The organism is Roseburia inulinivorans DSM 16841 (assembly GCF_000174195.1).
In the GTDB taxonomy this organism is placed as follows: domain Bacteria; phylum Bacillota; class Clostridia; order Lachnospirales; family Lachnospiraceae; genus Roseburia; species Roseburia inulinivorans.
Window position 1 is genome coordinate 1 of the sequence record NZ_ACFY01000139.1, and the last position, 21,806, is coordinate 21,806.

24 protein-coding genes, 1 tRNA gene and 1 pseudogene are annotated in these 21,806 nt (G+C 36.0%); 9 read left to right on the forward strand and 17 right to left on the reverse strand.

What is annotated here, in order from left to right; all coding sequences use genetic code 11:
- Positions 1-148 precede the first annotated feature (148 nt).
- Both ROSEINA2194_RS14005 and ROSEINA2194_RS14010 read left to right on the forward strand, forming a co-directional pair.
- Positions 149-514: a type II toxin-antitoxin system RelE/ParE family toxin gene (locus ROSEINA2194_RS14005; protein WP_007888560.1), complete on the forward strand. Its 366-nt coding sequence runs from the start codon at positions 149-151 to the stop codon at positions 512-514.
- Between the two features lie 2 nt (positions 515-516).
- Positions 517-804, forward strand: coding sequence for a helix-turn-helix domain-containing protein (locus ROSEINA2194_RS14010; RefSeq protein ID WP_015517757.1), 288 nt, complete (start codon positions 517-519; stop codon positions 802-804).
- A gap of 100 nt (positions 805-904) precedes the next feature.
- Here the strand turns inward: ROSEINA2194_RS14010 and ROSEINA2194_RS21255 are convergent, their stop codons facing one another.
- From ROSEINA2194_RS21255 to ROSEINA2194_RS14050, 9 genes are all read right to left on the reverse strand, one after another.
- A complete protein-coding gene (locus ROSEINA2194_RS21255; RefSeq protein ID WP_007888566.1) occupies positions 905-1,054 on the reverse strand; it encodes a hypothetical protein in 150 nt (49 codons plus the stop codon).
- On the reverse strand, positions 1,055-1,345 hold the full coding sequence (locus ROSEINA2194_RS14020; RefSeq protein ID WP_007888567.1) for a hypothetical protein: 291 nt from the start codon (positions 1,343-1,345) through the stop codon (positions 1,055-1,057).
- 189 nt (positions 1,346-1,534) lie between these two features.
- A tRNA-Arg gene (locus ROSEINA2194_RS21260) sits at positions 1,535-1,606 on the reverse strand.
- An 80-nt stretch (positions 1,607-1,686) separates the two neighbouring features.
- The gene (locus ROSEINA2194_RS14025; protein ID WP_007888573.1) at positions 1,687-2,565 is read right to left on the reverse strand and encodes a DUF3881 family protein; all 879 of its coding nucleotides are present in this window, start codon (positions 2,563-2,565) and stop codon (positions 1,687-1,689) included.
- Between the two features lie 84 nt (positions 2,566-2,649).
- The gene (locus ROSEINA2194_RS14030) at positions 2,650-3,156 is read right to left on the reverse strand and encodes a DUF4446 family protein (RefSeq protein ID WP_007888575.1); all 507 of its coding nucleotides are present in this window, start codon (positions 3,154-3,156) and stop codon (positions 2,650-2,652) included.
- A gap of 69 nt (positions 3,157-3,225) precedes the next feature.
- A complete protein-coding gene (locus ROSEINA2194_RS14035; protein WP_007888577.1) occupies positions 3,226-4,152 on the reverse strand; it encodes a ParB/RepB/Spo0J family partition protein in 927 nt (308 codons plus the stop codon).
- A 3-nt stretch (positions 4,153-4,155) separates the two neighbouring features.
- Positions 4,156-4,923 carry a ParA family protein gene (locus ROSEINA2194_RS14040; RefSeq protein WP_021922606.1) on the reverse strand — a complete coding sequence of 256 codons (768 nt, stop codon included), beginning with the start codon at positions 4,921-4,923 and terminating at the stop codon, positions 4,156-4,158.
- A 678-nt stretch (positions 4,924-5,601) separates the two neighbouring features.
- Positions 5,602-5,865: a hypothetical protein gene (locus ROSEINA2194_RS19855; RefSeq protein ID WP_007888584.1), complete on the reverse strand. Its 264-nt coding sequence runs from the start codon at positions 5,863-5,865 to the stop codon at positions 5,602-5,604.
- 91 nt (positions 5,866-5,956) lie between these two features.
- The gene (locus ROSEINA2194_RS14050) at positions 5,957-6,511 is read right to left on the reverse strand and encodes a hypothetical protein (RefSeq protein ID WP_044928245.1); all 555 of its coding nucleotides are present in this window, start codon (positions 6,509-6,511) and stop codon (positions 5,957-5,959) included.
- 326 nt (positions 6,512-6,837) lie between these two features.
- Here ROSEINA2194_RS14050 and ROSEINA2194_RS22180 point away from each other — a divergent pair, with 326 nt between their 5' ends.
- Positions 6,838-7,260, forward strand: coding sequence for an alpha/beta hydrolase (locus ROSEINA2194_RS22180; protein ID WP_007888586.1), 423 nt, complete (start codon positions 6,838-6,840; stop codon positions 7,258-7,260).
- 14 nt (positions 7,261-7,274) lie between these two features.
- Positions 7,275-7,784 (forward strand): alpha/beta fold hydrolase, encoded by a 510-nt coding sequence (locus ROSEINA2194_RS22185; RefSeq protein WP_007888587.1) that lies wholly within the window; start codon positions 7,275-7,277, stop codon positions 7,782-7,784.
- A 193-nt stretch (positions 7,785-7,977) separates the two neighbouring features.
- Here ROSEINA2194_RS22185 and rsmG read toward each other — a convergent pair.
- The 8 genes and pseudogenes from rsmG to rpmH form a co-directional block, all read right to left on the reverse strand.
- Positions 7,978-8,690 (reverse strand): annotated as a pseudogene (rsmG, locus tag ROSEINA2194_RS14060) (16S rRNA (guanine(527)-N(7))-methyltransferase RsmG).
- Entirely contained in the window at positions 8,687-10,624 is a 1,938-nt protein-coding gene (gene mnmG, locus ROSEINA2194_RS14065) for a tRNA uridine-5-carboxymethylaminomethyl(34) synthesis enzyme MnmG (protein ID WP_007888592.1), read from the reverse strand. The pseudogene rsmG and the gene mnmG overlap by 4 nt, the downstream one beginning before the upstream one ends.
- A 69-nt stretch (positions 10,625-10,693) precedes the next feature.
- The gene (gene mnmE, locus ROSEINA2194_RS14070) at positions 10,694-12,067 is read right to left on the reverse strand and encodes a tRNA uridine-5-carboxymethylaminomethyl(34) synthesis GTPase MnmE (protein WP_007888594.1); all 1,374 of its coding nucleotides are present in this window, start codon (positions 12,065-12,067) and stop codon (positions 10,694-10,696) included.
- A gap of 128 nt (positions 12,068-12,195) precedes the next feature.
- Complete coding sequence (jag, locus tag ROSEINA2194_RS14075; RefSeq protein ID WP_007888596.1) at positions 12,196-12,831, reverse strand: RNA-binding cell elongation regulator Jag/EloR; 636 nt, start codon at positions 12,829-12,831, stop codon at positions 12,196-12,198.
- A 56-nt stretch (positions 12,832-12,887) separates the two neighbouring features.
- The gene (locus tag ROSEINA2194_RS14080; RefSeq protein WP_007888598.1) at positions 12,888-14,165 is read right to left on the reverse strand and encodes a YidC/Oxa1 family membrane protein insertase; all 1,278 of its coding nucleotides are present in this window, start codon (positions 14,163-14,165) and stop codon (positions 12,888-12,890) included.
- 24 nt (positions 14,166-14,189) lie between these two features.
- Positions 14,190-14,399 carry a membrane protein insertion efficiency factor YidD gene (yidD, locus tag ROSEINA2194_RS20565; RefSeq protein ID WP_081453927.1) on the reverse strand — a complete coding sequence of 70 codons (210 nt, stop codon included), beginning with the start codon at positions 14,397-14,399 and terminating at the stop codon, positions 14,190-14,192.
- Positions 14,400-14,427: 28 nt separating this feature from the next.
- Positions 14,428-14,763 (reverse strand): ribonuclease P protein component, encoded by a 336-nt coding sequence (gene rnpA, locus ROSEINA2194_RS14085; protein ID WP_007888603.1) that lies wholly within the window; start codon positions 14,761-14,763, stop codon positions 14,428-14,430.
- 58 nt (positions 14,764-14,821) lie between these two features.
- Positions 14,822-14,956, reverse strand: coding sequence for a 50S ribosomal protein L34 (rpmH, locus tag ROSEINA2194_RS14090; RefSeq protein ID WP_007888604.1), 135 nt, complete (start codon positions 14,954-14,956; stop codon positions 14,822-14,824).
- 625 nt (positions 14,957-15,581) lie between these two features.
- Between rpmH and dnaA the strand changes: the two genes are divergently transcribed.
- From dnaA to gyrB, 5 genes are all read left to right on the forward strand, one after another.
- Positions 15,582-16,937, forward strand: a complete 1,356-nt coding sequence (gene dnaA / locus ROSEINA2194_RS14095) for a chromosomal replication initiator protein DnaA (RefSeq protein ID WP_007888607.1) — start codon at positions 15,582-15,584, stop codon at positions 16,935-16,937.
- 335 nt (positions 16,938-17,272) lie between these two features.
- Positions 17,273-18,385 (forward strand): DNA polymerase III subunit beta, encoded by a 1,113-nt coding sequence (gene dnaN, locus ROSEINA2194_RS14100; RefSeq protein ID WP_021922597.1) that lies wholly within the window; start codon positions 17,273-17,275, stop codon positions 18,383-18,385.
- Between the two features lie 13 nt (positions 18,386-18,398).
- Positions 18,399-18,614: an RNA-binding S4 domain-containing protein gene (locus ROSEINA2194_RS14105; protein WP_007888612.1), complete on the forward strand. Its 216-nt coding sequence runs from the start codon at positions 18,399-18,401 to the stop codon at positions 18,612-18,614.
- Positions 18,611-19,702: a DNA replication/repair protein RecF gene (recF, locus tag ROSEINA2194_RS14110; protein WP_007888614.1), complete on the forward strand. Its 1,092-nt coding sequence runs from the start codon at positions 18,611-18,613 to the stop codon at positions 19,700-19,702. Before ROSEINA2194_RS14105 ends, recF begins: the two co-directional genes overlap by 4 nt.
- A gap of 42 nt (positions 19,703-19,744) precedes the next feature.
- Positions 19,745-21,667 carry a DNA topoisomerase (ATP-hydrolyzing) subunit B gene (gene gyrB / locus ROSEINA2194_RS14115; protein WP_007888616.1) on the forward strand — a complete coding sequence of 641 codons (1,923 nt, stop codon included), beginning with the start codon at positions 19,745-19,747 and terminating at the stop codon, positions 21,665-21,667.
- The last annotated feature ends 139 nt before the right edge of the window (positions 21,668-21,806 follow it).

Sequence of the window (21,806 nt, forward strand, 5' to 3'; positions counted from 1 at the left end):
GCTTGTTTATGTTGAGCTACACATAAATCAGTTTTATATTTTTTTCACTCAAATTTTGTTTCCTTCTTTCATTTTTTATTTGCTTTTTGATAGCATAAATGCTATCATGTATATAGAATAAATATTTCCACTTGGAGAACATATACTAATGTACAACATTGAATTTTACGAAGATTCCAATGGCAGATCAGAGCTTTGGGAATTTCTTGAATCTCTTCGAGTCAAAGCAGCTACAAACAAAGATGCCCGTATTCAATACAAACAGATAAGTTTGTACATCCAGCTCCTCGAAGATAATGGTACACGGCTTAATGAAAATATCACAAAACACCTTGATGATGATATCTGGGAGCTTCGCCCAGGCAATAACCGTGTTTTATATTTTTATTTCAAAAATGATACCTTTGTGCTTTTGCATCAATTCCGCAAGAAAACTCAAAAAACTCCCAAGCGCGAAATTGAACGGGCAAAGGCTGAACGTGATGATTACCTTGCCCGAAAGGAGGCTGAATGATTATGAAAACCTGGAATGACTATAAGGAACATGTAAGAACCGTTGATCCTGAAATTGGAAAAGACATCGATGAAGTTGAAAATATTTCCTCCATCGTAAGTGCCATGGTGGAACAGCGTACTTCTCTTGGACTTAGCCAGAGAGAGCTTGCTGCTATGTGTGGTATTCCACAATCATCCGTAGCACGGATCGAATCCTGCAAAACAACCCCGAATCTCGGAACACTGCTTAATATTTTTCAGCATCTCGGTTTACAGCTTACAGTAAGACCTACAAAACCTACCGTTTAAAATCAAGGAGAATCTCTGCGAAGAGGTTCTCCTTATCTCCCAGTGGAACCAAAAGCCCCCGTACCACGCTCCTTCCAGTTTTCAAAAGTAAAATACGGTATCAGGACTGGCATCCAAATCCCAGAGGCAACTTACAGATATCTCCCGGCCGGATCACAGCATCCTTGGGACTGAATACATCAGCACCGGCATCATTGGCATGAGCTCTCTCTGGACTTCTCCCTCCAAAATCAATCAGCTGTATCTTCATCTAATACCCCTTCCTCCAACACACTCTCTTCGCACAGTTTGGGGAAATCCACCCTGATAATGTCTGTTGGTAAGATGGTGTGCACTGTGCAAATTCCATTACATCTAGCATTTCCTTTTGCTCCTTCTTTTTCAGAAATGACAACTGAACCGCCGGAGTAAATCCCATACTTCCGTCATCCACCTTTTCAAGCATTTCAGGAATAAGTTCTGTTATTTTGATATACCTCTGAACCTGCTTGGGGCTGTCTCCACATTCTTCTCCAATGAGCTCAATGCTTTTCTTTCCCAAATTATGGTCTACACTGTAGTTAATCCCTCTGGGTGACGGCTAGGAAAGTGTGAATCGGTGACAAGCATCCATTCCCGCTGACAAAATCAGTATTTTCAGTCCTGCTTCGCTGACAAATTTGTCACTGAAATTACAATTCTGCATGAAAAAAGCGGCAATGAAACTATCTCCATTACCGCTAAAAATGAGCGTTCCCTATAGGAATCGAACCTACAATAGAGTCTTAGGAGGACCCCGTTATATCCATTTAACTAAGGGAACAAATACTTGTTTATTATATTCCAACTATCAGAGAAGTTCAATCTTTTTCTTTCATCAGATTAGTGATTTTGTAAAAATCACTAATCTCTGTAATTAATACTTCCCTGTAACCAGATGTTTCCTTTGAACCTTCTTCCAACTGCTGGTTCACCAATCAGATCTTTCTGATTGATGCAGATTGGAAATTCTACATCATTACATTTGATATCTATCGCATAAACATTTTCTTCTGTATACGAATTTTGCAATAGCCTGCAATCCATGATTTCACCAAGAATGGAATACTGATCACTTTCAATTCCATAAGGCATAAAGTAAGAATCCACAATACTCAAAATGTCTTCATGCTGTACACGTCTTGAAAGAAGGGAATAAGTGTCGATATCTTCCAAAGTCAGATTCTCGATAGCATCTTCATCTCCCTTTCTGGCTGCAGCGATCAATCCATTTCTTTCGTTCATAGTCTGTTCTGTCAGCTTCTGCTTATGTTCATCTTTATTAATAGGAAGTAAAATTTTTCCTTCTGTAGAAAGCGCAGCAAGCACTGTTCCATTTGCCTGACTCATGTAAAATTTATTATTTTTCACAGACAGATAATCCGCCACATTCTGCAAATAAAAAATCAATGTAACGCCAAGTCTTACCTCATCACAGATTCCCGCATAAGACTCTTTTTCTGCATGTTTTTCAATATCAATCTGTTCCGTTGTTGAAATTTTATTACCACAAAAATAAGGATAGTAGTAGCTCATCTCAAAAGAATCATTCTCATTAAATGTTCCTCTCAAAGACAGTCCAAAGAAATCTCCAAACTCGATAGAGAGCTCTGCAAACTCATTACCTTCGGAATCCTCTGCCACTTTCTGCAGCATTGGTCTCTCTATTATTTTTTGAAAAATATCATTCAGCTCTTCTTTTGTGATTTTTGAAAAACCGACTGCTCTTAAAAATTTGTGCATACTACTATCCTCCTTTCCGATTTTTTAATTATGTAAACCAATTTTACTATTTACAAGACGGACTTTATTATATAATATGTCTTTCTATTTTGCAATGTTATTTTCCCCCATTGCGTTGTTTAATGCTTCCTGTTCTTCACCAGATAAAACAATCACTGAATTTCCATCAATGATTTCTTTAATATAAGTATAACAGCCCTCTCTTGTGTGCATCGCATTAATGATAAATCCATTATTTTTCACATCAAGCATTGCCAGAGAAAAACTCAGCTTGCCACCCATCTCATTAAATGCATCATATTTTACAAGTCCCATTTTCTGATATGTTCTCTGCATGTTCTGGAATAAGGTTTTTATATTTTTTTCGTTTGCGGAATTTGCATTTATCAGATCATCTACCTGATTTAACCTTTTAATAAGTGTATCCTCTAAGTTTTTTGCATTTTTTCCTTTCATAAAAATCTTATAGCTCTTTTTCAATTTACTCATTTGAACTACATTTATAATCATTAAAATAATAAGTATTAAAACCAGTGCTGCTAGTCCAATGATAATATAATCTGAATCAAATCCTAAATACTGTGAAATCATTTTTTCTCCTTCTGCTGTTTCATATAACGAACTTATTTTTATTGAATCGATTTTTATAAAAATACTCTATTATTTTTCTATAGTTCTGAATAAATCCATAATGCGATCCAGTTCATCCATGGAATAATATTCGATTTCAATTTTTCCTTTTTTGTTATCTTTCTGATTAATAGCAACCTTTGTTCCTAAAATTCCTTTCATCTTCTCTTCCAGGTCATTGCAGATTGCTTCTAATTTCGGATCTATTTTTTTATTCTTTTCTGTATCTTTCTGATTTTTTTCCTGCTGGATTTTTTTTACTAATTTTTCTGTTTCACGAACGCTTAGCTTTTCATCAAATATCTGCTGTGCTACCGTGTATTGTTTTTCCAGATCATTAAGACCTAGCAGTGCTCTGGCATGGCCGGTAGAAATCATATCATCAATGACCATCTGTTGAACTTTTTCATTTAATTTCAGCAAACGCATTGAATTTGTTACCGCTGTTCTGCTTTTTGATACACGTTCCGCTACTTCATCCTGTTTTAAATTGAATTCTGTTAAAAGTCTTTTATATGCAATTGCCTCTTCAATTGGATTTAAGTTTTCACGCTGGATATTTTCAATAAGTGAAATTTCTACAACTTCCTGTTCTGTTAATTTTTTGATAATAACAGGAACCTCTTTTAAATTAGCAAGTTTGGCAGCTCTCCATCTTCTTTCGCCAGCAATGATCTCATAGTAATCATCTTTCTGTTGTACAAGTAATGGTTGTAAAACACCAAACTGTTTGATGGACTCTGCTAATTCCAAAAGTGCATCCTCATCAAAATTTTTTCTTGGCTGTTCTCTGTTTGGTTCTACTTTATTAATGTTAACGAGTATACCTTCCACTACTTTTTCATCTTTTTTAACAGCTGGTTTTGTTGTTGCTGTTGTTGTTTTTGCAGTATTTACTTTATTAGTAATAAGTGAATCAAGTCCCTTGCCTAATCCATTTTTCTTTGCGGTTGCCATATTTTAAATATCCTTTCTATCTATTACTTCTTTTGCAAGTAAACGGTAACTTTCTGCTCCGGCAGATTTGGAATCATATAAGTTAATTGGCAATCCATAAGATGGTGCCTCTGCCAGACGAATATTTCTTGGTATCAATGTATCATATATTTTTGCATCTAAATTATTTCTTACATTTTCAACTACCTGATTAGAAAGATTTGTGCGCACGTCATACATTGTAAAGACAACCCCTTCAATCAAAAGATTTGGATTTAATCTTTGTTGTACAAGATCAATGGTATGTATTAACTGGCTCAATCCTTCCAGCGCATAATATTCACATTGAATTGGAACCAGGACAGAGTTTGCAGTTGTCATTGCGTTAATTGTCAGCATATTTAAAGATGGCGGACAATCAATTACAATAAAATCATAATCTTCTTTGATATAATCAACAGCATTTCTTAATATGTATTCCTTTTCTGGAATACCTAATAATTCAATTTCAGCTCCGGCAAGATTTACATTTGATGGAATTACTTTCATTCCGTCTACAACCGTATCCGTCATACTTTCTTTAATGGAACATTCATCAAGCATTAACTCATAAACTGTATTTTCCACTTCATTTTTATCTACTCCAAGTCCGCTTGTCATATTTCCCTGTGGATCAAGGTCAATTGTTAATACTTTTTTTCCTGCTTCCGCAAGACAAGCAGCCAGATTAATTGCTGTTGTTGTCTTACCAACACCACCCTTTTGGTTTGCTACTGCTATAATTCTACCCATTATATTTTCCTTTCCCATAGTTCTGTTATTAGCTATTATGTTTCTTTATAATAATATAAATAAAGACTGCCCTGTGAATCATGTGTTTTTTTGTGTATGATATAATCTACCGAGCGAAGCGGGTATAGATAACGATCATAGATTTGTGCTTCATGATATAATCAATTTTCATTCCATAATAGCTGGATATTTTTACTATTTTATAAGCAGATATTTTTGTTGTTTTTTTCTACGTTGTATATTATAACACTTCTATATTTCAAATGCTATGATTAATTATCCAAAAATGTTTCACGTGAAACATTCATATTTTTATTGTGTCACTTCAAACTATAGTATTTAATATTATAAGAGCCTACTAAATATTGTTAAAATATAACATAGACCGTAAAATGTTTCACGTGAAACATTTTACGGTCTTGACTATTTATTGTTTGTCTTTTTTTTCAAATTATCAATCCATTTATATATAAGCAGTAATAGTATTAGACAACCAATTGTTACTATACCGGCTTTACTTAATTCATTGTTTTTATACTCAGTTTTTGGCAAAATCGAATTAATTGTTGAACCATAATAATAATGATCCTTTGTATAAGCTGGGAACATATCTCCTACATTATATTGAGAATACACTTTTTGATTTACTTGCATCCGCTTATCAGTATCATGTCCATATTAAAAAAAATAATTCGTTGCACCTGATTCCGAACCATTATAGTCCTCTACAGTTTCTTTATCTGTTATTACTATATCTTCAATGTAATAATCAATCCCCTCAACCATTTCCGCAATCATTTTATGAAATGATATTTCTGTTACTATTATTTTCAAAAATAATAACACAAAGATAATTGATAAAGGGATTAATGATATATTCACAAATTTTCCAAGTAATCTATTTTCATCTTTCATCTTACTCTTATATATTTTGTTACTCATATGTGTTTTTCCTTTATATATAATTTATCTACCTAATAGATTTATGAATTTATTTTAATTGGGAAAAGTGTCTCTTTTAGAAATATATATTTCAAAAATCCGATTCATCTTTTTCTTCAATCAGATCAGTAAGAATTTTCATAACAGAACTTAATTCCAATCTGCATCGAACTGGATCAATATCAATCAACCGGCTGCATAACTCCACTCGATTCAAAATATTCTTCATACCATCAAGTAAATTATCTTCCGATGATTCTATCTTTTCATCTTCACTTACTATATTCTGTTGTGACATTGTCTCCGTATATTCTTGAACAATTTCAATTTCTCGATTTTCTTCTTCCACTATCTGATCTAATTGTTCGATCTTACTAGAATATTCTTTGATAGAATTTTTCAAATTTTCTATAGACTCATTGATACTTTTCTGTTCTTCCATCAGTTCATTAATTTTAGCTTTATTCTTTGAATTAACATTTCTAGGTGTAAACAGTTCGTAGCACGAATCATTTGTTTCCTCCAACATTTTTATCATTCCGGTATTTTCTTTTAATTGAATTTCTAATAAATTTAACTGTTTTTCCAATGCATGTTTCTGTTCGAAATAAGAATCTTTTATTTGCTGTAAATATTCTATGACCATAATCACTTGTTCCTTTACTTTTGAGTAATCATTAATAATGCTGCTATTCTCGATTGGCACTACTCATTGCATACGCACATTATACCATATCATTATTTTAAAAACAATTATACTACATTTATAGTTATCTTATTTTTTCTAAGTAAACTAAAATTTTCAAAATATGTAAAAGAAATGAATGATTTTTCAAAAATTAATTTGTATATGTTATAAAAAGCGGATATAATATTATTAAATAAAGATTTATGATTATGAAATGGTGAAACGATTATTCAATTATATGAAATGCATCTTTTAATGATCATAAAATAAATAAGGAGGTTTCTATGAAAAAGAATATCAAACATTTTTTTCTGTTGACAGCTCTTGCCGCTGGAACAATCCATTTTGTTAACAGATTTATTAATATGACAGCTGATATCAAGAATATTTTGAAAGCAGAGAACGGCAATTTTTACGATTGGAAAAACGGACAGATTTATTATACGAAACGCGGATCAGGCAGTCCGTTATTGCTGATTCACGATCTGAATCCGGTCAGCTCTTCTTATGAATGGTGCAAAGTGATTCGAAAACTGGAAAAGAAACATACTGTCTACACACTGGACTTACTTGGATGTGGACGCTCTGCAAAACCGTACTTAACTTACACCAATTATTTATATGTTCAGCTTGTGACGGATTTTATCCAAAATGTAATTGGAGAAAAACAGATATTATTGCATCGAATGAATCAATCTCATTTGTAACGTTAGCTTGCAATATGAATAAGGATCTGGCAAACTCTATTATTGCGATCAATCCGACTTCTTTGAAAGAGCTTCATATTACAACCGATAAATATGCATCTGTGAAAAAAACTTTATTGGAACTCCCTGTGATTGGAACCTTCCTTTACAATATCAAAGTGAGCAATACCAACATCACCAAGTATTTCCGTGAGGAATATTATGCAAGACCACAACTCGTTTCTTCCAAATTGATCGACGCATATTACGAAGCAGCCCACATGAATTTCAGTCATGGTAAATATTTAATGGCAAGCATGGAAGCAAATTACACAAAGAACAGTATCGAACATGCGCTGAAAAAATTAGAAACTCCAATTTATGTGATAGAAAGTCGAAACATGAAAGATGCTATCGCAATTGCTGATTCTTATAAAAAGACAAACTCCGGAAATGAAATCGTATACTTATCCAACTGTAAAAAATATCCTCAGTTGGAAGTTGCCGATAAAGTTGTGGAAGCAATTGATATGTTTTTAAAGTAGGATCATTTTTGAATTTAATAATAAAAAGAAAAAACTCCTGTCCTCCAAATGATGCATTAAAAACACGTTTTATAATAGAATGTAAAAATTTTTACATTTAAGCATGTTATTGCATCATAAAAAAGACAGGAGTTTGTGTATATGGTGATTTATTTTATCACCCAATTATTACATCACTCAGTAACTATTATTTTTACAACGGTGTCTTTGTCGGTGTTCCGGCTTTTCTCGGATAAGTTTTCGGTGTTCCCTTCACCTTATCGATCACGACAAACGATCTTTTCTGCTCATACAGATCAAATTTATAGACTTCTTTCATTTTTCCTCCAAGCAAAAATGTTGCATTTTTTGCATTAGCAACTTCCTCTTCAATTTCACCGGATTTATAAGAAATAAAGTTTCCACCTATTTTTACAAAAGGAACACAATACTCTTCTAAGGAAGAAAGGTTTGCAACTGCCCTTGAGACAACCAGATCAAACTTTTCACGGTATTCCTTATTTTTTCCAAGCTCCTCCGCTCTCGCGTGAAGTGCATCAATATCTTTTAATCCAAGTTTCTCTATCACTTCCTGTAAAAATAATATTCTTTTATTCAGAGAATCAGCAAGTGTCATCCTCAGATTTGGAAATGCGATTTTCAAAGGAATCCCCGGAAATCCGGCGCCGGTTCCCATGTCCATCACTGAAACTTCTTTTTGGAGATCATACACTTTGATCAGGGAGAGACTATCCAGAAAATGTTTTTCAATGACTTCATCAAATTCTGTGATCGCAGTCAGATTCATAACTTTATTTTTTCCACCAGCATCTCATAATATCTGATAAACTGCTTTATCTGATTATCGCTTAATTCAATCTGAAGTTCTTCCAGACCTTTTAAAAATTTTTCTAAATTATATGTCATTTTATATTTCCTTTATGATATTTCATCTGCTCCATATAAACCAAAAGTACCGAAATGTCTGCCGGGGAGACTCCTGAAATTCTCGATGCCTGGCCAATTGATAACGGTCTGTAAAGTTTTAACTTCTGTCTGGCTTCAATACGGAGGCTTGGTACTTCATCATAATCAAAATCTTCTGCTATTTTTTTATTTTCCAGTTTTTTATAATGCTCTACCTGTTTGATCTGCCGCACGATATATCCATCATACTTGATATTGATATTAACCTGTTCAACTACATCATAAGGCAGCTCAGGTCTTTCCTTATCGATTGGAGCTAATTTTTCATAATCAAGTTCAGGTCTGCGAATGAGTTCTGTTAAAGTTGTTCCTGTATTTAATGGAATACTTCCGTAACTTTCCAAAAGAGCCTGAACCTCTTTATTAGCACCGATCTTAACTCCGGCAACACGTTCAATCTCATTCTGGATCAATACTTCCTTCTGACAGATCCAGTCATAACGCTCCTGTGAGATCAGACCAATCTCATATCCTTTTTTTGATAAACGCAGATCGGCATTATCCTGACGGAGCAGCAAACGGTATTCCGCACGGGAAGTCATCATGCGATACGGCTCATGATTTTCTTTTGTCACAAGATCATCAATTAAAACTCCTATATAAGCCTCGGAGCGATCTAATATCAGCGGCTCTTTTCCGAGAATACTCATGGCTGCATTGATTCCGGCAACCAGTCCCTGACAGGCAGCCTCCTCATAACCACTGCTTCCATTAAACTGACCACCGGAAAACAGTCCTTTGATATTTTTAAATTCCAGAGTAGCATACAACTGATTTGGATTGATACAATCATACTCAATCGCATAAGCATTACGGACAATTTTCACATGTTCAAGTCCCGGCAGCGTGCGGTACATTTCATGCTGGACATCTTCCGGTAAAGAGGAAGACATTCCTCCAACATACATCTCATTCGTATTTATTCCTTCCGGTTCAATAAAAATCTGATGTCTGTCCTTATCCGCAAATTTTACAACCTTATCTTCAATGGAAGGACAGTATCTTGGTCCTGTACCTTCAATAATTCCTGCATAAATTGGAGAGCGGTCCAAGTTATTCCGGATGATCTCATGTGTTTTCTCATTTGTATAAGTCAGCCAGCAGGAAACCTGGTCGATCTGCACATCTTCAGGATTAGTTGTAAAGGAAAAAGGTACAACTCTCTCATCTCCTTTTTGCTCCTGCATTTTTGAAAAATCAACAGACCTTTTGTCGATTCGTGCAGGTGTTCCTGTCTTAAAACGGAACATTTCAATTCCATGCTCTTTCAGGGAATCCGTCAGATGGTTTGCTGCCTGCAGACCGTTTGGTCCGGTGTATGTGATCATCTCACCGGTCAGACATCTTGCGCAAAGATAAGTTCCTGTGCACAATACGACTGCTTTACAATGATAAACCGCACCTGAAAACGTTTTCACGCCTGTCATTTTCTGAATCTCTTTTCCATTTTCCAGCGCTGTTGTTTCCGTGATAATTTCAGAAACTTCTGCCTGACGGATGGTAAGATGATCGGTATTCTGAAGCGTCTTACGCATCTCCATACTATAATTCATTTTATCTGCCTGAGCACGCAGTGAATGAACGGCCGGACCTTTGGATTTATTTAACATCTTGGACTGGATAAATGTCTTATCGATATTTTTTCCCATCTCACCACCGAGCGCATCGATCTCACGAACCAGATGTCCCTTGGAACTTCCTCCAATATTCGGATTACACGGCATCATCGCTATACTGTCTACACTCACGGTAAAAATAATTGTTTCCAGTCCGAGTCTTGCACACGCCAACGCTGCCTCGCATCCGGCATGTCCGGCTCCGACTACAACCACATCATATTCTTCCTCTACATACGGAATCTTCTTCTCTTCCATTTTTCTGTCCTCAACTCATATAAGATTTTGAATGATTCTCTTTCACATTTACAATCTGCAAATTATTTTTTATTTACCCATACAGAATTTACTGAAGATTTCATTTACCAGATCATCTTCCACAGATTCACCGATAATATTTCCAAGTTCCTCGTAAGCATTCATCAGATCAATGGAATAAAAATCTTCCGGCATATCATCTGCAATACTCTGCAATACTAAATGTAAACTTCGTAAAGCTTCCTGTAAAGATGTTTTATGTCTGATATTCGTAATATAAACTTCATCATTAAATGTAACTTCCCCTGAGAAGAACATTTCTTTGATCGTTTCTTCAAGATCATCCATTCCGGTCTGCTCTTTTGCAGAAATTGATATCATTTTTTTATCCAGATGTTTTCTGATATCTTCCACAGTTGTGACCGGACTTAAATCAGATTTATTTAACAAAACGATTGCATGTCTGTCTTTCAATAATTCCATGATCTCATGATCATTTTCATCTAACGCTGTGGATGTGTCAACTACATAAATAACAAGATCGGCATTATTCAAATATTTCTTTGCACGTTCCACACCGATTTTTTCCACGACATCTTCCGTGTCACGGATTCCGGCGGTATCAATGATATTCAATAAAATACCGTTTAAATTAATCTGTTCTTCCAGAACATCTCTTGTTGTTCCCGCAATATCTGTAACGATTGCCTTCTCTTCTCCAACCAGAAAATTTAAAAGAGAAGATTTTCCGGCATTCGGCTTCCCAACAATAACAGTTGAAATACCTTCTTTTAACATTTTTCCATTATCACTGTTTGCAAGCAGTTTATCAATTTTTTTTATCACATCCGATACTATACCGGATAGTTTTTCCGGATATCCATCCAGACTGATGTGCTCCGGATCATCTAATGCACTTTCGATAAATGCAATCTCATGTAAAACATTTCCGCGGATTTCTTTAATTTTTTCTGAAACAGAACCGGAAAGCTGGCTCAACGAACTTTTTAATGCAAATTCATTCTTGGAATTGATAACATCAATAACGGATTCTGCCTGTGAGAGATCAATTCTTCCATTTAAAAATGCACGTTTTGTAAATTCACCCGGCTCTGCAGGACGCGCACCATATTTGATAACTGTTTCTAAAATTCTCTTCATGACATAAACGCCGCCATGACAGTCTATCTCAACCGTATCTTCCCTGGTATAACTTTTCGGTCCTCTCATCAGAACAACCATAACTTCATCGATCACTTCATCTCCATCATGAATATGACCATAGTGAATTGTATGCGTTGGCATATCTTCTAACTTTTTCTGATTCTTCATTTCAAAAATACGGTCTGTGATAGAAACTGCCTCGTCTCCGCTGATTCTTACGATTCCGATTCCTGAACTTGTCATTGCAGTTGCAATTGCAGCAATGGTATCCGTTCCCATAGTGATATCCTTTCCATGTACAAAACTGCACGCCGCAAAACTTCATAAGAACCTGCCATATCATTTCCGGCATTTTCATAAAGCTTTGTAACGTGCAGCTTCTGGTCTTTTAAATTCTATACTTGAATTTATCTTTCTCTATCTCTTTTTAAAGTAACAACCACATGTCTGTATGGTTCTTCGCCCTCGCTGTGTGTTGTTACAAACTTGTCATTCTGCAATGCAGAATGGATAACTCTTCTCTCAAAAGGATTCATTGGTTCTAAAGAAACAGGACGTTTTGTTCTCTTTACTTTGTATGCAATGTTCTTTGCAAGATTCTCCAATGTCTCTTTTCTTCTCTTGCGGTAATCTTCTGTATCAATCTTAACTTTAATGTATTCCTCAGAATTTTTATTCACTGCAAGGTTTGCAAGATACTGCAGGGAGTCGAGAGTCTGTCCTCTTTTACCAATGAGGATACCCATGTCATCTCCTTTCAGTTCTACGTTGTAAGTATTACCATCTTCTGCTTTTTCAATAATGATCTCAACTTTAAGATCCATAGCAGCAAAGATTTTCTGTAAAAATTCTGTGATATCACCTTCTACAGAATATTTCTTACGAACTTTGATCACAGCATCTTTTCTTGCGATTCCTAAAAATCCTGTGCTTCCTTTTTCGATTACTTCATATTCAATCTGATCACTGGTAGCTCCAAGTTTTATAAGAGCTTCTGTGATAGCATCATCGACTGTTCTTGCTGATACTTCAATATACTCCATAACAATAACCTCCACATATACGTTATCTTACCAACACGTTTTTGAAAAATAATCTGTTAGTTTTTCTTATTATTTCTCTCGTTAAATTCACGGACCAGGTTTGCTTTTGCAGCCATACTTCCAGGTTTTGCATTCGCTTTCAATGCATTTGCCTTCTCAAGTTCAAGTTCCTTCTCTGCCGTTGTCTTAACGGAACTCTTGGAACTTGCTGTAACCTGTCTTGTGTTCATACGTGCAGCATTGGAAATCTGGTTTTCGGAAATTCCCATTTTCTCACGTTTTTTCTTTGCTTTTTCCTGATTCTTTGCAATAATATCATCCAGATCAATCTTATCAAAATGTTTATTTAAGAAGAACTGCTGGATACTTCTTACAACCGCACTTGCAATCCAGTAAATACCGAGACCGACCGGAACAGTAAAACACATTACCAGTGAGAATAATGGCATAGTACGGTTCATCATCTTCATCTGCTGAGCCATCTGGTCATTATCTCCGCCTGCTGTTGCAGCCGTTGGCATTAACTTGATATTTAAAACCTGTGTCAAATAAGAAATCACAGGAATCAGCAATGCAAGAACTGCCATCAGAATACTTCCACCTGCAAATGCAGCTTTGATGATCTGAAATGGAGTATCTGAAATATTTAATCCTATAAAGTTGTTTACATGAGAAACTACACCATATGTAGAATCAATGGAATCTGTGAGCGCCGGGAATGACTCTCTTAAGGAATCCCATCCGGTAGAACTCATTTTTGATAAAACATCTACTACATAATTCTGTAATGTTGTTGTATCTGTTGCCGTAAAATCAACCTGTACTGTGTTCAATTTTAATGTGCTCATCAGGTTTGTCATAATATCCTGATAGCCGCTTGTTGCCATGATCTTATCAACCAGATCAAGATAAACATCCTTCACACTGCTGATATAGGCAGGAACATTCATAAACACACGGTACAAAGCTAACAGTAAAGGCATCTGGATTAACATCTGCACACAGCTGCCTGTCGGTGAAACACCATACTTCTCATAGATCTGCTGTGTCTCAGTCTGCATATTCTGCATGGATACGGTATCTTTTTTATCCTTATACTTTTTCTGGACCGCCTGAAGTTCCGGGTTCATCTTCTGGGATAACTTCGAAAACTTCTGCTGTTTATAAGTCAATGGGAACATTAAAGCATAAATAACAATGGTAAATAAAATAATAGAAAGTCCAACGTTGGTAATTCCAACTTTTTCCATTAAAATATACATGCCATTCATTATCCAGCCAAGTAATTTTGCAATTGGTCCAAGAATGGCACCATTGTATGCTGTTAATAACATCTCTGACACTGAAAATACCTCCAATTATGGAACGGGATCATATCCGCCTTTTGAAAAAGGATTACATCTTATAATTCTCCAAAGCGCTAACGCCCCACCTTTGACAGCTCCATACTTTTCGACAGCCTCTAACCCATAGGTGGAACAGGTCGGGTAGTATGGACATTTTGTTGTTTTCATCGGAGAAATATACTTTCTATAAAATTTAATCAAAGCAATCAATATTTTTTTCAAAATGATTCCATCTTCTTTTCTAAAATCTTTACTTCAAAATTTTATGAAGACCTCCAAGATGTAACAAAGCACTTTCCACTTCATGATATGAAATATCTTTTGCTGTATTTCTTGCGATGACTACAATGTCTAAACTACTATTAAACATGTCTTCCTGTAGCCGGTAACTTTCTCTGATCAATCGGGTTACATGATGTCTTATAACACTATTTCCTACTTTTTTACTTACCGATATGCCTAACCGGTTTCTGTCTGTATCATTTTCCAGAACGTACATCACCAGATAACGGTTTGCATAAGATTTTCCTTTTTTATATACGTTCTGAAAATCTCTGTTTTTCTTTAATGATTCTGAATATTTCATCTAATATTCCTTTGCCAAAAATTGATCATAAAAGAAGAAAAGACCACAAATATGTGGCCTATGCTGATAATTTTTTTCTACCTTTTAATCTTCTTGCAGCCAATACTTTTCTTCCGCCTGCAGTACTCATTCTGCTTCTGAATCCATGAACTTTCGCTCTCTGTCTCTTCTTAGGTTGGAATGTCATCTTCATGTCACATACACCTCCTCTACAATTCAAACATATATTTTACTCAATGTTATGATAAGTCTACTTCAATAGCGACAAAACATCATTTTTATTTATATCAAAATAATCAGACAAAGTCAAGCAAAATCTCATAAAATAAGGCTTTTGCCAATATTTAGTTTTCCACTTTCTGTCATTTTTGTTTTTTTACCACTATATATATAAGGAAGAAATGCATTTTATCTATATATGGTATAATGTTATACACATAGAAAATTAAAAATTTTTCCACAGAAAACCCAGTATTTATGCCGTTTACATAAGTTATCCTCAATTTGTGGATAACTTGTGGACAATTTCTTGATAATATCATCATAACTTGTGTATAAATGTGTACAAGCCTTATTTTTTCCGGTCTATAACTATTTTTCCATTATTAACAATAACTTCTAGTATATTCACATTAAGCGTTAAAACGCCCATATAGCCACTTTTTTTATCAACGCCCTATCCCCAGTCCTTCCACAATTAAACGTTGATAATTCCGCAAAAATAGTGTAGGATAGCATTATATAGAATTTTTTAGAGTTTTTTAAGCAGTTAAGATTAACTGCTATATTTTAGTGCTATCAGAAAACGGAGTTAGAAAATGGACAAGATTTTGGAAAAATGGGATGAAATTTTACAGACAGTAAAAACAGAGCATGATGTCAGCGACATTTCTTTTGATACCTGGATCAAACCTCTGGAAGTTTTTGGTGTTGAGGGAAATACCCTCTATATCCTTGTTCCATCTGAACAGATGACTTTAAGTTATATCTCAAAAAAATATTATCTTCCTTTAAAAGTAGCAATTGCTGAAATTATCGGAACCGAATATGAGATTCAGTTTATTTTACCGGAACAGACCAGGAATATCAGACCTTCCAATAATAAAGGAAAGAAAACACCTGAACCTGAAGCTTCCAAACGTTCCAACTTAAATCCAAATTACACATTTGATACTTTCGTTGTCGGCAGCAATAACCGTTTTGCACAGTCTGCCTCCCTGGCAGTAGCGGAATCTCCGGGAGAAGCTTACAACCCTCTTTATATTTATGGTGGACCTGGACTTGGAAAAACCCACTTGATGCATTCCATTGGACATTTCATCCTGGAAAGAAATCCGGAAGCAAAAGTTTTGTATGTTACTTCCGAGGAATTTACCAATGAAGTTATCGAATCTATCCGTAGTGGTAACGCCTCTGCGATGAATAAATTCCGTGAAAAATACAGAACCATCGACGTTCTCATGATCGACGACGTTCAGTTTATTATAGGAAAAGAAAGTACACAGGAAGAATTTTTCCACACGTTCAACGCTCTCCACTCCGCAGGCAAACAGATCATTTTAACATCGGATAAACCGCCAAAGGATATGGAAACGTTAGAAGAACGAATCCGTTCCCGTTTCGAATGGGGACTTATGGCAGACATCGGAGCTCCTGATTACGAGACGCGAATGGCAATCCTTCGCCGGAAAGTGGAATCTGATGATATGTCCTTAAGCGATGACATTTTAAATTACATCGCAAATAATATTAAATCCAACATCCGTGAATTAGAGGGAGCTTTGAACAAACTCCTCGCTTACTCGAATCTGGAAAAAACAGAGATCACCATGGAGATTGCCAAGAAAGAACTTCAGAATATTATCACACCGGACAAGCCAAGAGAAATCACTCCTCAGCTTATCATTGAAGTTGTTTCGGAACATTTCCAGATTTCACTGGATCAGATGATCTCAAAAAACAGAAGTAATGAGATTGCAAGACCAAGGCAGATTGCCATGTACCTCTGTAAAACCATGACGGATATTCCATTGGATTCCATCGGTTCCTTACTGGGCGGAAGAGATCACTCGACCATTATCCACGGCATCAAAAAAATTGCGGATGAGTACGATTCCAACGAACAGACACGCAATTTAATTGAAACTATCAAGAAAAAAATCAATCCAAACTAAAGTTATCAACTTTTTTTCGAGTTATTAACAAAATTTTGTGGATAACCTGTTCAAATCATGTTTAATTTATGTTTAAAGTTTTGGATAACCTACTTTTCAAGATGAATTTCAAATTTTTTCTGAGGAGGCTTAAAATTTTAATTCACATTTTATCCAAGGTTAATCCTCATGCTTTTCACATAGTTATACAGTCGGATTTTTCGGACAAGCCCTTATGTTTTCAAGGGTTGCAGGGTTATTCACTTATTCACACACACTAATACGACTACTTTTAATATCTTTTATTAATTATATTTATTTTGGCTTTCGCCAAGCAGGAAGGAGTTATTCACATTATGAAATTAATCTGTTCTAAATCAAATCTGCTTCATGGAGTTAACATTGTGTCCAAAGCTGTTCCAACCAGAACCACAATGGCAATCCTTGAATGCATTTTAATTGATGCTTCTGCTAATGAAATCAAATTAACAGCAAACGATATGGAACTTGGAATTGAAACTAAGATTGAAGGAGAAATTGCAGAGAGGGGAATCATTGCATTAGATGCTAAGATTTTTTCTGAGATTGTCCGTAAATTACCGGACAGTGATGTTGTGATCGAAACAGATTCCAATTTTAAAACTACCATTACCTGTGAGAAAGCAAAGTTTAACATTGTTGGAAAATCAGGTGATGATTTTTCCTATATTCCATTTATTGAAAGAAATGAATGTATTTCAATCTCCCAGTTTACTTTAAAAGAAGTGATTCGTCAGACGATCTTCTCAATTGCTGACAATGACAACAATAAACTGATGACGGGTGAACTTTTCGAGATTGAAGAGAATCAGTTAAAAGTAGTTTCTCTGGATGGACATAGAATTTCCATCCGTAATATTGAATTAAAGAATAATTACGATCATAAGAAAGTAGTTGTTCCTGGTAAAACACTTCAGGAAGTAAGTAAGATTTTACCTGGAAGTGCAGAGGAAGAAGTCAATATTTTCCTTTCAGAGAATCATATTGTATTTGAATTTGATGATACTACAGTTGTATCCAGATTGATTGAAGGGGAGTATTTCAAGATTGAGCAGATGCTTTCCTCTGATTATGATACAAAAGTTAAGATTAATAAGCGTGAATTATTAGACTGTATCGACCGTGCAACACTTCTCGTAAAAGAGGGTGACAAGAAACCAATTATCATGAATATCACAGATGGAAATATGGAATTAAAGATCAATTCTTTTATTGGTTCCATGAATGAAGATATTGATATCACAAAAGAGGGAAAAGATATCCTCATTGGATTTAATCCGAAATTCTTTATCGATGCACTGAGAGTCATCGATGAGGAAGAGGTTTCTCTTTATATGGTAAACCCGAAGGCTCCATGTTTTATCAAGGATGATGAAGGAAAGTTCATTTATCTGATTCTTCCGGTAAACTTTAACGCAGCCACTAACTAAGAAAGGCAGAAAGATGATCACAGTAAATATCAGAGAGACGGATGAATTTATCAAACTGGGACAGGCTTTGAAAAAAGCAGGTCTTGTAGAATCCGGAGTAGATGCAAAGTTTTTTATTCAGGATGGACAGGTAAAATTAAACGGCGAGACAGAGCTTCAGCGTGGAAAAAAATTATACAATGGAGATGTTGTTTCCTTTAACGGCGAGACAATTCAGATTGTAAAATGATCATAAAGTCAATTGAATTGCAGAATTTTCGAAATTATGAAGATTTAAATATTTCATTTGATGAGGGAACCAATATTTTTTACGGGGACAATGCGCAGGGAAAAACGAATATCCTTGAAGCTGCATACTTAAGTGGAACAACTAAGTCCCACAAATGTAGTAAGGACAAGGAAATGATCCGTTTCGGGGAGCAGGAGTCCCATATCAGAACGGTTGTTGTAAAAAAAGAAAAAGAATATCAGATTGATATGCATTTAAAACACAATCGTTCCAAGGGAATCGCAATCAATAAAGTTCCAATCAAAAAAGCCAGTGAGCTTTTTGGAATTCTCAATATGGTATTTTTTTCGCCTGAGGATCTGAATATTATCAAAAATGGTCCGGCGGAGCGCCGCAGATTTCTGGATTCTGAATTATGCCAGTTGGATAAAATATATTTGTCAGATCTTACAACTTACAATAAAATTTTGAATCAGCGTAACAAATTATTAAAAGATATGGTTTACAGACCGGATTTAAAGGATACACTTCCGGTATGGGATATGCAACTGGTAGAAACTGGCAGGAAAATCATTCGGCGAAGAAAACAGTTTGTTGATGAGCTAAATGAGATCGTGCATGATATTCACTATCGGATTTCCGGTGAAAAAGAAGATTTGCTTTTGCAGTATGAACCAAGTATTGAAGATATTTTTTTTGAGGATGAACTGTCCAGAGTCAAAGAGAGGGATATGCGGCAGTGTATGACATCAGTGGGACCGCACCGGGATGACCTTCTTTTTTCCATCGGTGAGGTGGATATCCGGAAGTTCGGTTCCCAGGGACAGCAGAGAACTTCTGCGCTGTCCTTAAAATTGTCAGAGATCGAACTGGTTAAACGGTCCATTCATGATACACCGGTTTTGTTGCTCGATGATGTGTTGTCGGAGCTTGACAGTAACCGGCAGAATTATCTGCTCAACAGTATTCATGACACACAGACGCTGATCACCTGCACAGGGCTGGATGAATTTGTAAAAAACAGATTTCATATCAACAAGATATTTAAAGTTGTGCAGGGGACTGTGGAAGAGAGAAAAGAAATATAATTGCATTGTACATATTTTTTTATGTGCAGAATGGAGGAATAAATGGGTACAGAAAACGAATATGGTGGAGACCAGATCCAGATTTTGGAAGGACTTGAGGCTGTTCGTAAAAGACCGGGTATGTACATCGGTAGTACATCAGCCAGGGGCTTACATCATCTGGTATATGAGATTGTAGACAACTCAGTAGATGAGGCACTTGCCGGATACTGCAAAAATATTGAAGTGACCATAAATGAAGATAACTCTATTACCGTAGAAGATGATGGACGTGGTATTCCGGTCGACATCAATCACAAAGCTGGAAAATCCGCATTGGAAGTCGTATACACTGTACTTCATGCCGGTGGAAAATTTGGCGGTGGAGGCTACAAAGTATCTGGTGGACTTCACGGCGTAGGTGCGTCAGTTGTAAATGCACTTTCCACAAAGTTAAAAGTTGAGGTTTACCGTGAAGGAAAGGTTTATTTCCAGAGTTACAAGATCGGTAAACCGGATGAACCGGTAAAAGTGATCGGAGAATGCGGCGAGGACAAGCACGGAACAAAGGTTACTTTCTGGCCGGACGGATCGATTTTTGAAGAGACCGTTTTTGATTATGATACGTTAAAACAGCGTTTGCGTGAGACAGCCTTTTTGACAAAAGGATTGAGGATCGTGCTTACAGACTTAAGGGAAAATCCTGTTAGAACCTATGATTTTCACTATGCCGGTGGTATCAAGGAATTTGTTACTTACTTAAACAAGAGCAAAGAAGCTTTATACCCGGAAGTCATTTACTGTGAGGGCAGTGGAAATGGTGTCTATGTGGAAGTTGCCATGCAGCATAATGATTCCTACAATGAGTTGACGTTAAGTTTTGTCAATAACATTATCACACCGGAAGGTGGTACACATCTTGCCGGATTCCGTAATGCATTGACGAAGACATTTAATGCTTATGCGAGAGCAAATAAATTATTAAAAGACAATGAACCGGCATTGACGGGTGATGATATTCGTGAAGGATTGACTGCCATTATCAGTGTCAAGATCGAGGAACCTCAGTTTGAGGGCCAGACCAAACAAAAACTGGGCAACAGCGAAGCCCGCGGTGCGGTGGATTCCATTGTGAGCGAACAGCTTACTTACTTTTTAGAGCAGAATCCGACGGTTGCCAAGACAATCTGTGAAAAGTCACTTCTTGCACAGCGCGCGAGAGAGGCAGCAAGAAAAGCGAGAGATTTAACCAGAAGAAAAACAGCACTGGAGGGAATGTCTCTTCCGGGAAAACTGGCAGACTGTTCTGACAAAGATCCAAAGAACTGTGAGATTTTCATCGTCGAGGGAGATTCCGCCGGCGGTTCCGCTAAGACTGCGAGAAGCCGTGCAACCCAGGCAATCCTCCCACTTCGTGGTAAGATTTTAAATGTCGAGAAGGCAAGACTGGATAAGATTTATGGAAATGCTGAGATCAAAGCTATGATCACTGCGTTTGGTACAGGTATTCATGAAGACTTTGATATCAGCAAACTTCGTTACAACAAGATTATCATTATGACGGATGCCGATGTCGATGGTGCCCATATCAGTACGTTAATGCTGACATTCCTTTATCGGTTCATGCCGGATCTGATCAAAGAAGGCCATGTATATCTGGCACAGCCGCCACTATACAAGATCGAAAAAAATAAAAATGTATGGTATGCCTACAGTGACGATGAGTTAAATGCAATCTTAACGGAAATCGGACGTGATGGAAATAATAAGATCCAGCGTTACAAAGGACTTGGTGAGATGGATGCAGAGCAGCTCTGGGAAACTACCATGGATCCGGAGAAACGAATTTTAAAACGTGTCATGATCGATGATGAGAGTACTTCTGAAATTGATATTACGTTTACAACTCTGATGGGAGATAAAGTAGAGCCGAGACGTGAGTTTATTGAAGAAAATGCGAAGTATGTGCAGAATCTCGATATCTAAGATTGCATGTGTTAGAAATTATATATATTACTGCAAATGTAGTTCAATAAAAAATAGAAAGTTTATTTATAATATAATTGCAAATGTAGTTTAATTAGAGAAATGCAGATTTTTAACCAAAAAGAATTTGCAGGAATGA

Coding starts and splice junctions, on each gene's coding strand:
- mnmG (WP_007888592.1), bottom strand. CDS start 10,624: ATGGAAGAGAAGAAGATTCCGTATGTAGAGGAAGAATATGATGTGGTT.
- dnaN (WP_021922597.1), top strand. CDS start 17,273: ATGAAATTAATCTGTTCTAAATCAAATCTGCTTCATGGAGTTAACATT.
- recF (WP_007888614.1), top strand. CDS start 18,611: ATGATCATAAAGTCAATTGAATTGCAGAATTTTCGAAATTATGAAGAT.
- ROSEINA2194_RS14050 (WP_044928245.1), bottom strand. CDS start 6,511: ATGGTCATAGAATATTTACAGCAAATAAAAGATTCTTATTTCGAACAG.
- rpmH (WP_007888604.1), bottom strand. CDS start 14,956: ATGAAGATGACATTCCAACCTAAGAAGAGACAGAGAGCGAAAGTTCAT.
- ROSEINA2194_RS19855 (WP_007888584.1), bottom strand. CDS start 5,865: ATGAGTAACAAAATATATAAGAGTAAGATGAAAGATGAAAATAGATTA.
- ROSEINA2194_RS14030 (WP_007888575.1), bottom strand. CDS start 3,156: ATGATTTCACAGTATTTAGGATTTGATTCAGATTATATTATCATTGGA.
- ROSEINA2194_RS22185 (WP_007888587.1), top strand. CDS start 7,275: ATGAATAAGGATCTGGCAAACTCTATTATTGCGATCAATCCGACTTCT.
- ROSEINA2194_RS22180 (WP_007888586.1), top strand. CDS start 6,838: ATGAAAAAGAATATCAAACATTTTTTTCTGTTGACAGCTCTTGCCGCT.
- ROSEINA2194_RS14035 (WP_007888577.1), bottom strand. CDS start 4,152: ATGGCAACCGCAAAGAAAAATGGATTAGGCAAGGGACTTGATTCACTT.
- gyrB (WP_007888616.1), top strand. CDS start 19,745: ATGGGTACAGAAAACGAATATGGTGGAGACCAGATCCAGATTTTGGAA.
- ROSEINA2194_RS14025 (WP_007888573.1), bottom strand. CDS start 2,565: ATGCACAAATTTTTAAGAGCAGTCGGTTTTTCAAAAATCACAAAAGAA.
- ROSEINA2194_RS14080 (WP_007888598.1), bottom strand. CDS start 14,165: ATGTTATTAACAGCATACAATGGTGCCATTCTTGGACCAATTGCAAAA.
- ROSEINA2194_RS14010 (WP_015517757.1), top strand. CDS start 517: ATGAAAACCTGGAATGACTATAAGGAACATGTAAGAACCGTTGATCCT.
- mnmE (WP_007888594.1), bottom strand. CDS start 12,067: ATGGGAACGGATACCATTGCTGCAATTGCAACTGCAATGACAAGTTCA.
- jag (WP_007888596.1), bottom strand. CDS start 12,831: ATGGAGTATATTGAAGTATCAGCAAGAACAGTCGATGATGCTATCACA.
- ROSEINA2194_RS14105 (WP_007888612.1), top strand. CDS start 18,399: ATGATCACAGTAAATATCAGAGAGACGGATGAATTTATCAAACTGGGA.
- ROSEINA2194_RS14005 (WP_007888560.1), top strand. CDS start 149: ATGTACAACATTGAATTTTACGAAGATTCCAATGGCAGATCAGAGCTT.
- ROSEINA2194_RS14040 (WP_021922606.1), bottom strand. CDS start 4,923: ATGGGTAGAATTATAGCAGTAGCAAACCAAAAGGGTGGTGTTGGTAAG.
- dnaA (WP_007888607.1), top strand. CDS start 15,582: ATGGACAAGATTTTGGAAAAATGGGATGAAATTTTACAGACAGTAAAA.
- rnpA (WP_007888603.1), bottom strand. CDS start 14,763: ATGAAATATTCAGAATCATTAAAGAAAAACAGAGATTTTCAGAACGTA.
- ROSEINA2194_RS21255 (WP_007888566.1), bottom strand. CDS start 1,054: ATGAAGATACAGCTGATTGATTTTGGAGGGAGAAGTCCAGAGAGAGCT.